General features: G+C 39.3%; 11 protein-coding genes and 1 pseudogene. 11 read left to right on the top strand and 1 reads right to left on the bottom strand.

From position 1 onward, the window contains the following. Positions 1 to 88: 88 nt before the first annotated feature. The 11 genes and pseudogenes from lpdA to N3A72_04330 all read left to right on the top strand — a co-directional run bounded on the left by lpdA (position 89) and on the right by N3A72_04330 (position 11,536). Positions 89 to 1,486, top strand: a complete 1,398-nt coding sequence (lpdA, locus tag N3A72_04380; GenBank protein ID MCX7918842.1) for a dihydrolipoyl dehydrogenase — start codon at positions 89 to 91, stop codon at positions 1,484 to 1,486. A gap of 84 nt (positions 1,487 to 1,570) precedes the next feature. Further along, on the top strand, positions 1,571 to 2,650 hold the full coding sequence (locus N3A72_04375) for a uroporphyrinogen-III decarboxylase-like protein (GenBank protein ID MCX7918841.1): 1,080 nt from the start codon (positions 1,571 to 1,573) through the stop codon (positions 2,648 to 2,650). Between the two features lie 272 nt (positions 2,651 to 2,922). Beyond that, entirely contained in the window at positions 2,923 to 3,357 is a 435-nt protein-coding gene (locus N3A72_04370) for a hypothetical protein (GenBank protein ID MCX7918840.1), read from the top strand. Positions 3,358 to 3,363: 6 nt separating this feature from the next. Beyond that, positions 3,364 to 3,750: a hypothetical protein gene (locus N3A72_04365; protein MCX7918839.1), complete on the top strand. Its 387-nt coding sequence runs from the start codon at positions 3,364 to 3,366 to the stop codon at positions 3,748 to 3,750. Between the two features lie 68 nt (positions 3,751 to 3,818). Continuing rightward, positions 3,819 to 5,613, top strand: a pseudogene (locus N3A72_04360) (glutamate mutase L). A gap of 102 nt (positions 5,614 to 5,715) precedes the next feature. Further along, positions 5,716 to 6,846: a hypothetical protein gene (locus tag N3A72_04355; GenBank protein ID MCX7918838.1), complete on the top strand. Its 1,131-nt coding sequence runs from the start codon at positions 5,716 to 5,718 to the stop codon at positions 6,844 to 6,846. A 69-nt stretch (positions 6,847 to 6,915) separates the two neighbouring features. Continuing rightward, positions 6,916 to 8,118 (top strand): hypothetical protein, encoded by a 1,203-nt coding sequence (locus tag N3A72_04350; GenBank protein MCX7918837.1) that lies wholly within the window; start codon positions 6,916 to 6,918, stop codon positions 8,116 to 8,118. A gap of 3 nt (positions 8,119 to 8,121) precedes the next feature. Continuing rightward, the gene (locus N3A72_04345) at positions 8,122 to 8,772 is read left to right on the top strand and encodes a hypothetical protein (protein MCX7918836.1); all 651 of its coding nucleotides are present in this window, start codon (positions 8,122 to 8,124) and stop codon (positions 8,770 to 8,772) included. A gap of 39 nt (positions 8,773 to 8,811) precedes the next feature. Then, on the top strand, positions 8,812 to 9,633 hold the full coding sequence (locus tag N3A72_04340) for a hypothetical protein (protein ID MCX7918835.1): 822 nt from the start codon (positions 8,812 to 8,814) through the stop codon (positions 9,631 to 9,633). A 28-nt stretch (positions 9,634 to 9,661) separates the two neighbouring features. Further along, positions 9,662 to 10,306, top strand: coding sequence for a hypothetical protein (locus N3A72_04335; GenBank protein MCX7918834.1), 645 nt, complete (start codon positions 9,662 to 9,664; stop codon positions 10,304 to 10,306). 45 nt (positions 10,307 to 10,351) lie between these two features. Beyond that, a complete protein-coding gene (locus N3A72_04330; protein MCX7918833.1) occupies positions 10,352 to 11,536 on the top strand; it encodes a DUF819 family protein in 1,185 nt (394 codons plus the stop codon). 9 nt (positions 11,537 to 11,545) lie between these two features. Here the strand turns inward: N3A72_04330 and lpxB are convergent, their stop codons facing one another. Beyond that, positions 11,546 to 12,733 carry a lipid-A-disaccharide synthase gene (gene lpxB / locus N3A72_04325; GenBank protein MCX7918832.1) on the bottom strand — a complete coding sequence of 396 codons (1,188 nt, stop codon included), beginning with the start codon at positions 12,731 to 12,733 and terminating at the stop codon, positions 11,546 to 11,548. Between the last annotated feature and the right edge of the window lie 103 nt (positions 12,734 to 12,836).

Raw genomic sequence — 12,836 nt, 5'->3', positions numbered from 1 at the left:
ATTTCAAAGAAATAGCGGACAACTAAAAAACCAATAAGATTATTTTATCTATTTTAGTTTTCAATTAAGAATATTTTTAGGTTGACTTATGAACGATTATAAAATAGTTATTATCGGTTGTGGTCCTGGAGGGTATGTCGCAGCGATTCGTGCAGCACAACTAGGTGCAAAAGTCTGCGTTATCGAACAAGATGAAGTTGGTGGAACGTGTCTTAATCGGGGTTGTATTCCAACCAAAACTCTGATAGCGACAACGCAATTGCTGGATAAACTGCACCAAGCGGATGAATTAGGTATTGAAATCCAAGGTATTGTCCGTCCGAATTATGCGAAAATGTTAGCACGGAAAAACAAAGTCGTCGCGATTAACGTTGGCGGGATTAAATCGTTATTTAAAAGTTATCAGATTGAGTTAATTAAAGGAACTGGGAAACTACTCAATCCGCATCAAATTCAAATCACCCTACCCGACGGAACAATTACCCAAATTACTACTGATAACATTATCATTGCGACCGGTTCTCGCCCAGCTGATTTGCCGAATCTCACCCTTGATGGAAATAATATTATCTCTAGCGATATTGCATTAAATTTTTCTGGATTGCCAAAAAGCATGTTGATTGTCGGCGCAGGAGTTATCGGTTGCGAATTTGCGTTTCTTTTCCAGACATTAGGCGTCCAAATAACTGCTGTCGAATTGATGCCACGCCCATTACCAAATGAAGATGAGGAAATCAGTCAGCTTATCGAACGGCAGTTTCAAAAAAGGAAAATTCCTTTATTCACTGCCACCCAAGTTAGCACATTCACTAAACTAGAAAATGGCCTATTGCGAGTGCAATTATCGAACGGCATAACGATTGAAGTCGAAAAAATCCTCGTTAGCGTCGGTCGAAAAGTTAATGTGGATAATCTCGGACTCGCGGAACTTGGAATTCAGCAGAACGAAAAAGGTGCGATTATTGTTAACGATAAAATGGAAACGAATATTCCAGGAATCTATGCTATCGGCGATGTTATTGGAAAACTAATGTTAGCGCATATAGCGTCTAGGGAAGGGATCGTTGCTGCGGAAAATGCTATCGGCGGGCATCGAACGATGGATTATCGCGTTACTCCATGGGGAATATTCACTAATCCGGAAATCGGTAGAGTCGGTTTAACGGAAAAAGAAGCGATAGAACAAGGGTATCAGGTAAAAATCGGTAGATTCCCATTGCGCGCACTCGGAAAAGCGCATGCGGTTAATGAAATTGATGGACTAGTGAAAATCATTGCAGATGCGACTTCGGATAAAATTCTGGGCGTCCATATTTGCAGCGCGCACGCTACTGAATTGATTCACGAAACGGCATTAGCTATGCAGCTTAATGCGACTGCAACCGACCTCAGTAGATTAATTCATACGCATCCGACGTTCGCAGAAGCGATTAGCGAATCTGCTCATGATGTCCACAATCAAGCAATCCATCTGCCTAAAAAGTAGAAAGGAGGTTTATCATACCCCATATAGGTTTAATCAAATAAATTATTACTTTCTTAAATTTCATAATTGTCGTGGAAAAACCTTATGCTTTCTATACAACCAAATCCAGATTTTAATCGGTTAAAAAAAGCGGTTTTTCGGCAAGGTGAACCTGACCGAGTTCCGTTTATTGAATTGTTTGCGGATATAGAAATAATCGAAACGATTCTGGGAGAACCTATTCCTATCCCGCAACCGGGAGATACTGTTGCTGAATTGAACTGGCTAAAAAAGAATGTAGAGTTCCGCTATATAACCGGTTTCGATTATGTCCATCTTAGCCCGCAATTTACGATGGAATTCGCACGAATTCATACCCAGAATACTGCAGAACTCGCTAAATCCGACCGATTTTATATCGATGAAGAAAACGGGATGATTGCAAACTGGCAAGATTTCGAGAACTATCCCTGGCCTAAACCGGAATCGGTTGATTATTCGAGTTTCGAAAAAATCATGCAATTCCTGCCGGAAGGAATGGGAATTATCGGGCAAACGTCCGGAATCCTCGAATACGTTATGTGGTTAACCGGATATACGAAATTCTCCTATCTGCTTTACGATGATGAACCACTCATCCAATCGCTTTTTGATAAAATTGGGAATTTCTTTGTGAGTTTATATCAAACGATGGCGGATTTCGACCATGTCGGAATGTTTTTCATCGGAGACGATATGGGGCATAAACATGGTACGATGATTTCGCCGGAAATGTTACGAAAATATGTTTTCCCCTGGCATAAGAAACTGATTGATATCTGCCACGCTAAAGAAAAACCGATTTTACTTCATTCTTGCGGAAATTTAGATACAGTTATGGATGATATTATTTCCCTCGGATTTGATGGCAAACATTCATTTGAAGATGCAATTATGCCGGTTACCGAAGCGAAAAAGAAATATGGCCACCGAATCAGTATTCTTGGCGGAGTTGATGTTGATTTTCTTTGCCAAGCGGATGAACCGAAGATTCGCAAGTATGTCCGCAACATTCTCCGAAATTGTGCACCTGGTGGCGGATATGCGTTCGGAACGGGCAATAGTGTTGCAAACTATATCCCAGTGCAAAACTACTTAACCATGCTTGATGAAGGCTGGAAATCTGGATTCTATCCTTACAGCTAACCCAAACCCACTATTTTTAAAATTCTCTTAAATATAATCTACTGATTTTATTATAGTTAGACATTCTTGGCTATTCTATTCGGAGATAGAATCTATACTGGAGGAGAACCAGTGTGGGTCAAAGCCTCACTGGTTTCACTCCATTATTCAATTTAATAAAATCTTTTCAGAATAAATTTTTTATGTTTTCAATCCTTGTCTACTTATGATAAAATATTTACTCTTAAAGTATATTTAGGCGTTTAATTTTATCGTTAAACTCTGTGGCCTCTGTGGTTGATTTAGAAAATTTACCGCTCGTCTGGAAAGTGCATCCGTTTAAAGAGCACTGGGTTAAATCAGTAGCATTAGTTTTGTTTTTAATTATTGTTATCGGTATTGTTCAATCGAGTTTCAAAGAACCTTTTTTAACTGGAGTATCGTTCGTAGTTTTAATCAGTTCGTTACTACGGTATTTTTTCCCAACAGAATATCGGATTAATAACGATGGAATTCAGATAACTTTTCTTGGAAGAACAACGCTACGAAAATGGAGCGAGTTTAAAAGTTACTATATCTGTAAAACTGGGGTACAATTATCTCCATTTTCTCGTCCGCATTGGCTGGATACCTTTCGCGGGCATTTCGTTCTGCTGGGTAAAGATAAAGAGGTAATCATCGAGTATATAAAAGCTAGAGTACAAAACGCAGATTTTACTTCTGACTAGATCCAAATGTCAAACACAAGTCAACATCTAAAATCCACAATTGATGATAAAATGGAATCGAACAGATGGTATAAGATAAAACGGAAGTTCAAACAGGCGTTTGCTGTTCAACAGGAGCCATTACCAGCAGATAAGGATTATGCGATTTTGGATAAAGCGGCAGAGTTTATTGTCAAACGTCGGCTAGCAGCACCTGCTATTATCGCGCTGCAATCTATGACCCCGTTAAACTTTATCGGGAGTCAAGCGTTAATAGTTATCGAGCCGTTTTTAAGCCCGTTTTTTAAACAGGAAGATTATCAGAAAATTATCGAAATTCTTGAACATCGGGATGGAATAGAACTTTTCATTCAGCGAATCGAACAAGCAGTACAAGCTGATGCTTCCGAATAGGCATTGATTCAAATGAACATTCATTAATTGGATAGAATCCAATTCAATGTATTAATATCGGTAACGTTATGTATGAGAATCTAAATGTTATCATCGCTACTGATTGTGGCAGTACAACGACTAAAGCGATTCTGATTGAAAAAAAGAATGGTGAGTACCGGCAGACGTATCGTGGTGAAGCGCCGACTACGGTTGAAGCGCCATTCAATGATGTGACCCGCGGTGTTTTAAATGCAATTGCTGAAGTTGAAGAGCTTTCAGGTCGCAAAATCCTTGACGGAGAAAAGATAATTCATCCTGCACAAGGAAACATTGGTGTCGATATATACATTTCTACTTCGAGTGCTGGTGGCGGATTGCAGATGTTAGTGGCTGGTGCGGTCAAAACAATGACAGCGGAAAGCGCACAACGTGCTGCGCTTGGTGCAGGTGCAATTGTTATGGATGTACTTGCGTCAAATGATGGACGACTCCCGCATCAGAAAATCGAACGTATCCGCGGATTCCGGCCGGATATGATTTTGTTATCCGGCGGAACTGATGGAGGAACTATTGCCCATGTCGTTGAACTAGCGGAATATATTGCAGCAGCGAATCCGAAACCACGACTTGGACATACCTTCCGACTTCCAATAATTTACGCCGGCAATAAAGATGCACGACCGGAAGTTGAACGAGTATTAGGCAAAATTGTTGACCTGGTTATAACCGATAATATTCGACCGCAATTGGAGGTAGAAAATCTTTTTCCTGCGCGCCAAAAAATCCAAGAGTTGTTTATGGAACATGTTATGGCTCAAGCACCGGGATATGGAAAACTCAAAGAATGGGTTGAGGTTCCAATTATGCCGACTCCGGCTGCGGTTGGCAATCTTATCGAAACCGTTGCCAAGAAAGAAAATATAAACGTTATCGGCGTTGATATCGGTGGAGCGACTACGGATGTCTTTTCGGTATTCCAAAAAATATTCAATCGAACCGTAAGCGCTAATCTTGGAATGAGTTATAGTATCTCTAATGTTCTCGCTGAAGCTGGGCTCGATAATATTCTTCGTTGGTTACCCTTTGACATCGACCCTGAAGACTTGCGTAACCGGATAAAAAATAAAATGATTCGGCCGACGACTATCCCGCAATCATTAAAAGAACTGATTATCGAACAAGCGATATCTCGCGAAGCACTTCGGCTCGCTTTTGAACAACATAAATCGTTAGCGGTTGGATTAAAAGGAGTTCAACAAGAACGGTCAATTGCTGATTCATTCAAGCAAACCGAATCCGGACAAACGTTAATTAATATGCTGGATTTGCATCTGCTAATCGGCAGTGGCGGCGTGTTATCTCATGCACCGCGTCGGGTACAATCGATGTTAATGATGATAGATGCCTTTCAACCAGAAGGGGTCACGCGATTAGCTGTTGATAGTATCTTTATGATGCCACATTTAGGAGTGTTAGCGAGTGTGAATGACACTGCCGCTACAGAAGTTTGAAAAAGATTGTTTGATAAATTTAGGGACGTGCATTGCGGTTAGTGGCGAAGGGAAATCTGGACAGGACTGTGTCGAGTATAAACTCACTTTCGACGATGGAAACATTATAGAGCATCGGCTACCACCGGGTGAAATAGTTTTGCATCCGCTACCGTTAGAGAAATCAGCAACTATCGAAGTGCGGCCGATGCGAGGATTTAACGTCGGTGAAGGTTCTGGTAAAACGGTCATCCAGAAAGTTACTGGCGGCGTTGTCGGTATTGTGATTGATACACGAGGGCGTCCGTTAAAATTATCTTCTGACCATAAAGAACGACAGGAACAACTGACGAAATGGAATCAAGCGTTAAATGTTTATCCGAAATATTAAAATTTTAAAAACATAAATACGAATGAATAAAATTCAATAATAGGTAAATCAGAAATTCATAATCGCAGCAGAGAGATAAAAATGAGAAGCTAGGTAATAATTATGGCACATGCATATACCCCCGGTTTACAAGTAATGGAACGAACCGTGGTAACGAAAACTCGCACGCTACCGATACCTGGAGAAGTATTAGTTAAACCTGGAGATATAGTTAAGGCGGAAACAATTATTGCCCGAACCGAGCTGCCGAATGAAGTCCTTGCGGTTAACGTTGTTAACCAGTTGAGTATTGCACCGGAAGATATCCACGAATATATGCTCAAAAAAGAAGGTGACTCTGTTCAGGAAGGAGAACCGATAGCGGAAAACAAACCGATTATTAAATGGTTTAAAACCACCGTTAAATCGCCAATAACGGGTACTGTCGAGAGTATTTCGCATATTACTGGCCAGGTTCTTTTACGGAAACCACCACGACACGTTGAACTCTTATCGTATCTGGATGGAGAAGTGAAAGAAATCATACCGGGCTTAGGCGCAGAAATTGTTACTGAAGCAACTTTTATCCAAGGGATTTTTGGTATCGGCGGTGAACGAGCTGGCATTCTCCAAACAGTAGTTAACTCACCTGATGAACCACTTACAATCGATAAACTTCATCCTGAGCTCCAAGGAAAAATTATTGTTGGCGGTTCCTTTATTGATGGTAAAACGTTAAAGAAGGCAATTGAGTTTGGTGTAACCGGAATTATTCTCGGTGGTATTAATGCGCAGGATCTTAAAGAATGGTTAGGATATGAACTCGGGGTAGCGATTACCGGAGATGAAGATGTAACCGCAACGTTAATTATTACCGAAGGATTTGGCAAGATTTCGATGGCACAGCGCACATTTGAGTTATTGAAATCACATCAAGGGAAACGAGCGTCAATCAGTGGTAGAACACAAATCCGAGCTGGGGTTATGCGACCAGAAATAATAATTTCTCTTGCAAAAACTGAGGGTAGTATGGTAAAAAATATTGATTTTTCACAAAGTACTGGCATTAAAATTGGCGACCAAATTCGGGTGATACGCGAACCCTACTTTGGGAAAATCGGCAAAATTATCGCATTACCACCAGAATTACAGCAAATCGAAACGGAAGCAAAGGTACGGGTTCTTGAGGTTGAACTTCTGGATGGACAACGTATCGTATTACCTCGAGCTAATGTAGAAATTATTGAAGGATAAATCCAGAACCTAGAATTTTGAATGAAACATACTCATAGATTCTTTTATCTAATCCTTACCATATTCTTTTTGAGGTTAATTTCTATTGCTATTTCGCAACCCGTTCAACTCGTTCTCCCAGAGAAATTTGAAGCAATTGATACTCCAAACGATGACGGGAAAAGTATCCTTTTGCTTTGGACAATCTCCCCGAGCGATGGTGAGAATGTAAAATATATTATTTCAACTTCATCGAATTCTACCGGACCATTCTTCCCTGTAGATGAAATTAAATCTACTGAATCATATAAATCTGACGCACCAGCTTATTTCGGATTTTCTAAGCTCAATAAGCAATGGCATTTTTACGAAGCAGAAGCCTCAATAGATACGGTTACCAATAAACCGATACAACTCTACTATCAACTGGGGATGAGTCAAGCAAATGATACCACCGTCTATACTCACCCGCACATTGTAACCGCAATTCCGGAACAGAACTGGTTTAAATGGAATAAGTTAAATAATTTTATTCTAACCGCATTATTATTTTTCTTTATCTACTATTTCATTCAGCGCGCTCGAAAAGACCCGAACCTATTTATCCGCCGTATTCCCGGATTGGAAGCAGTTGATGAAGCTATCGGACGTGCTACGGAAATGGGGAAACCGATACTCTACCTTACTGGTGCATACGATATGGATAGTATCTCTACGATAGCGAGTGTAAATATTTTAAGCCATTTAGCGAAAAAAGTCGCAGCGTACGATTCAAGAATAATCGTTCCGTGCCGATATTCGATTGCCATGACTGTATGTCAGGAAGTAGTGAAGGAGGCGTATCTCAACATTGGCAGACCGGATGCATTTAATCCGAATGATATTTTCTATGTCACGGAAGACCAGTTTGGATTTACAGCTGCTGTTGACGGAATTATGGTACGAGAAAAACCGGCAGCGAATTTCTTTTTAGGTACATTTGCTGCTGAATCAATTATTCTGGCGGAAACTGGTGCTTCAACAGGCGCTATTCAGGTAGCCGGAACAGATTCACGATATCAACTGCCGTTCTTCATTGTTGCCTGTGATTATACTTTAATTGGAGAAGAACTGTATGCTGCAAGTGCATATTTATCCCGTGAACCAAAATTGCTCGGTAGTCTTCGCGGCCAGGATGCCGGAAAAATTCTTATTGTTAGCAGTATTTTAATAGGTTCAATATTAAGTACGATATATTACTTTATCCCGAATGAATGGCTATTAATCATCAAATACATGTTTAAGGTATTATAAACTATGGATTTTTTTAAAAGACGCTTACCAACATTAATCGTATTATTCCTCGGATTTGGAATGATTGCTCAATATTTCATTCCATTAAAAATATCTGATTCGATTTTAACTAATGTTACTATCTGGATTCGGTTAATTGCCGCATTTACACTTGTTATCGGCATAGTCAGTTTAATGCGAACCCATTATTTTAAAATTAAACGTCAATCATCAGGCTGGGCATATAGTTTAGTATTGTATATCGCTTTAGTTACAATGGTTATAGTTGGATTTGCTAGAGGGATTCAATCTGGTTCTCCGTTTATGTGGATGTTTGAAAACATTCAGGTTCCGTTAACAGCATCAACTTTTTCTTTAACGGCATTTTTTATATGTTCTGCTGCGTATCGGGCATTTATCGCACGAAATTTTGAAGCTACGGTTATGCTCGTCACTGCGGTGATTATTATGATTGGTCGTATCCCATTTGGTGATATGATTTCACAATCGCTGCCAAAATTTATACCTGGTTTCACTACAATTACCAGTTGGATACTCGATGTTCCGGGTATGGCAGCAGGTCGCGCAATTATGCTTGGTATAGGGCTAGGCGGAATTGCTACATCATTAAGAATAATTTTAGGAATAGAACGAACGTATCAGGGAAAAGATTAAATTGTTCGTTTTAGACTACTGTCCATATAACATATAACCATGGATTGGTTGCGCAAATTATCTAAAATAGATCGGCGAATCATTTTTACGGTGGTAATGGTTGCAATAGCGATCCCGATATTTGTTCCATTAAATCTACCGGTATTTATCACAAAAGAGGTTCGCGGTGTATATGATGAAATTGAAAAGCTGCCGGCTGGAAGTGCGGTAATGTTAGTTTTCGATTACGAACCGGCTGCAACCCCGGAATTAGACCCAATGACTGTCGCAATATTACGTCAGTGTTTTCGAAAAAATCTCCGGGTGATTACCACGACATTATACACGAGCGGTAGCGGGATAGCAGAAAAATGGTTGACTATTATTGGGAAAGAATATGGTAAAGTTGCGGGAAAAGATTATGTCCATTTAGGATATAAATCTGGTGTTTACGCAGTGGTAATTGGACTTGGCGTAGATTTGAAACAAACTTTCCCAAAAGATTACTATGGCAATAATACTTATACCCTTGAAGGATTAAAAGATATTAATTCTTTAAAGGACATTAAATACCTCGTTGTTCTCCACGATGATGCAACTGTATTTACGTGGATAACGTATGGATACGAACGATACGGGATTCGTATTGGAACAGGATGTACTGCGGTTATGGCACCAGGGAATTATCCGGCATTGAATGCGGGACAGATAACCGGGATTATTGGCGGACTTAAAGGTGCGTCTGAGTATGAAAAGCTCGAAGGTTATCGTGGTGCTGGTTCCGCAGGTATGGATAGTCAGTCAGTAATTCATATTTTTATAATCGGGTTAATTGTTTTTGGTAATATAACCTATTTTACTTTACGGAGAAAACAGAAGTAAATTAATTCGCTAAATTCGAGTGTATTCTATGACTGGTTGGGAAATATTTGGAATTTGGCTTGCCGCAGGATTAACCATCGCTATTTATAGCTTTTTATATAAGGATAATCCAGCGTATAAATTAGCTGAACATATTTATGTCGGTATTTCAGCTGGATATACCGTATGTATTGCTTATTTCAATGTTATTGATCCGAATTTGATTAAAGAATTGACTGAAAAACGAAATTTTATTGTTCTTATTCCAGCTGTATTAGGGTTGTTAATGTACAGTCGGTTCTTCAAAAAATTCTCTTGGATTAGTCGAATTTCGATTGCGTTTGTTATCGGTGCGGGAGCAGGAATCAGTGTTCCCAACTCAATTCAGGCGTTACTTTTGAAACATACTAGCGCTACCATCGCTCCACTTTTTTCAAATGACGGATTCCAGATTAATTCTTTGATTATCATTGTTGGAGTTACCGCAGTTTTGATTTACTTTTTCTTTTCTATCGAGCAAGGAAAAGGATTGAAAACCGTTTCGTGGTTGGGGATTATATTTATTATGGTCTCATTTGGTGCTTCGTTCGGATATACTGTTATGGGTCGGGTCTCCTTGGTTATAGGACGAATTAGATTTTTACTTACCGAATGGGCTCCGCTGGTTTTCCAATTGTTTAATTTTGGAAAATGACGTATTCTTAGCTGGTAAGTGGTGTGTTTTTCTTCTGAATACTGTATGCAAATATTACCTATTCAAGACCCGACGGCAATTTTTGTTTTTCTCATCAGTCTGGTTGGATTAATCTTCTGGCTCGGAAAACAGCCAAAGTTACAATGGTTGTTTAAATATCTACCCACCCTAATTTGGACTTACTTCCTACCAATGATTTGTGCGACGATTGGTATTCTGCCCGCAGAATCTGTTACCTATGACTGGTTGAAAAATTATCTTTTGCCAGGGGTATTAATTATTTTACTAATCTCAGCGGATATCAAATCAATACTCAAATTAGGTAAAATAGCTATTCTAATGATGTTAGCAGGAACCATTGGAATCATTCTTGGCGCGCCGATAGCAACGTTTATTTTCCATAAATGGTTACCCGCTGACGCTTGGAAAGGAATCGGTGCATTAGCCGGCAGTTGGATTGGCGGAAGCGCAAATATGATAGCTATCAAAGAAGGATTTGGAACCCCGTCGGAGATTTTCAGTGCTTGTGTGGTTGTTGATACGGTTGTCGCTTATTCTTGGCTGGGCATCATTATCGCACTCTCTGCGTATCAACAAAAAATTGATACCTGGAATAAAGCTGACCGTAGTTCTCTCGAAGAAATCAATTTAAAAATCCAGAAAATTCATCTTGAAAAAAGCAGACCTATTACTGTTACTGATATTACTTCAATATTAGCAATTGCTTTTTGCCTAGGATATGGATGTTTCCAACTGGGAAAAATGATTCCAAATGTGAGTTATATAATTAATCATTTCACCTGGGCAATCATTATTGCCAGTACTATTGGGATCATATTATCGTTTACTAAAGTAGCGGAACTAGAGGCAGCGGGTGCGTCTAAAATTGGATATGCTGGTTTATATCTTATTCTCGCTTCAATCGGTGCTCAAGGTAATTTACGGCACGTCGCTGATTATCCGATTTTTCTTGCTGTTGGTGTAGTCTGGATACTTATTCATGGTCTATGCATGTTTGTCGCGGCACGATGGTTGAGAGCCCCGATGTTTTTCATTGCCACTGGAAGTCAAGCCAATATTGGCGGAACCTCTTCAGCACCGGTAGTTGCATCCATATACCAGAGTTCATTAGCGTCAGTCGGTTTATTATTAGCTATTTTAGGATATATGCTCGGTGTTTACGGCGGAATTATCGCTGGATTACTAGCGAAAATAGCTCAATTCCAATAGTACAGTTTGTTAGTATTCGTGGGTATCTGAAGTGGAAACTGAAGCATGCTGAAAGGTTCCTGATAACTTTAAATAGTTCAGAATGGATTGTGCTGCGCGAATTGAAGCCCCGGGAGAACCTAATTTATTTCTAACTTCTGCTAATTGCAATTTCATCTCCGCCAACCGCTCTGGAGTCAATAACAGGTTAATTGCTTCATCAGCTAATGCCATTGGTGTTAACTGCTTCTGCACTAGTTCCGGAACAATTCTTTTTCCCGCAACAATATTTACTAAGGCTATGTCTGAAATGGTAATTAATCTGCGAGCTATAAATGCAGTAATTGGTGAAACTTTATAGACTACAACCATTGGCGTCCCAATAATTGCCCCTTCCAACGTTGCGGTTCCTGACGAAACTAAAGAAATGTTCGATACTTCGCGGAGTTCATATTTATCTTCGGTGCTAATGATTATTGATTCTCCGGAAGCGCTAATCATAGTGTGGACTAATTCCTGATATTTCTCGCTAATAAGTAATAATACAACCTGAATGGTATTAATTTTCTGGCGAATATGTTTGATTGCTGATAACATTATGGGTAATAATGATTTTATTTCTTGCTCTCTACTCCCGGGAAGCAGGGTCATAATCGGTTGTGCAGCATTTAATCTATATTTCTGGTATACTTCTTCTCGGCTCAACCTTAACTTAACAACATCTAATAATGGATGCCCAACAAATTCTGTTGCTAAACCATATGGAGTATAAAGTTCTTTTTCAAAAGGGAAAATCACCAGCATCTTGTCAACCAACTTAGCAATTTTCTCTATTCGCTTTTTACCCCAAGCCCAAATTTGTGGACTGATGTAATAGATTATCGGAATACCATATTTTTTTATCCGAGCTGTAACCCGTAAATTAAATCCAGGATAATCAACTAAAATGATAACTACGGGTTTTTGTTTTATGATAAGCTGTTCAATTTCATCAAATAATTTCTTGAAATAACCAAGTTGTTTAATCGGCTCCCAAAAACCTACTACCGCTCGGTCAACTAAATTATGGATTAAGATTACTCCTGCTTCTTGCATTCTGTTTCCACCAAATCCAAAAATTTGAACGGTAGGTTCTAATTTTTTTAGTGCATAACAGAGATTTGAAGCATGGAGATCACCGGATTCTTCCCCGGCTATAATGAAAATACGATGTATCATTTTTCAATAAGTGAAATAATACAATAATAGATGCCAAAATTAGATAAAAGGGAAACAAAGTAACATAGGAAACGTAAGACTACACTTTTAAGTTCTTAATTCG

This window comes from bacterium, assembly GCA_026416715.1.
Classification (GTDB): Bacteria; UBP4; UBA4092; order JAOAEQ01; family JAOAEQ01; genus JAOAEQ01.
The sequence above is the reverse complement of the archived record's forward strand: the minus strand, read 5'-3'. Positions and strand labels throughout refer to the sequence as shown.

What these genes read in the sequence shown, in the direction of transcription:
- N3A72_04355 (MCX7918838.1), top strand. Translation starts at nt 5,716, where the DNA reads ATGGCACATGCATATACCCCCGGTTTACAAGTAATGGAACGAACCGTG.
- N3A72_04375 (MCX7918841.1), top strand. Translation starts at nt 1,571, where the DNA reads ATGCTTTCTATACAACCAAATCCAGATTTTAATCGGTTAAAAAAAGCG.
- lpdA (MCX7918842.1), top strand. Translation starts at nt 89, where the DNA reads ATGAACGATTATAAAATAGTTATTATCGGTTGTGGTCCTGGAGGGTAT.
- N3A72_04340 (MCX7918835.1), top strand. Translation starts at nt 8,812, where the DNA reads ATGGATTGGTTGCGCAAATTATCTAAAATAGATCGGCGAATCATTTTT.
- N3A72_04345 (MCX7918836.1), top strand. Translation starts at nt 8,122, where the DNA reads ATGGATTTTTTTAAAAGACGCTTACCAACATTAATCGTATTATTCCTC.
- N3A72_04365 (MCX7918839.1), top strand. Translation starts at nt 3,364, where the DNA reads ATGTCAAACACAAGTCAACATCTAAAATCCACAATTGATGATAAAATG.
- lpxB (MCX7918832.1), bottom strand. Translation starts at nt 12,733, where the DNA reads ATGATACATCGTATTTTCATTATAGCCGGGGAAGAATCCGGTGATCTC.
- N3A72_04335 (MCX7918834.1), top strand. Translation starts at nt 9,662, where the DNA reads ATGACTGGTTGGGAAATATTTGGAATTTGGCTTGCCGCAGGATTAACC.
- N3A72_04330 (MCX7918833.1), top strand. Translation starts at nt 10,352, where the DNA reads ATGCAAATATTACCTATTCAAGACCCGACGGCAATTTTTGTTTTTCTC.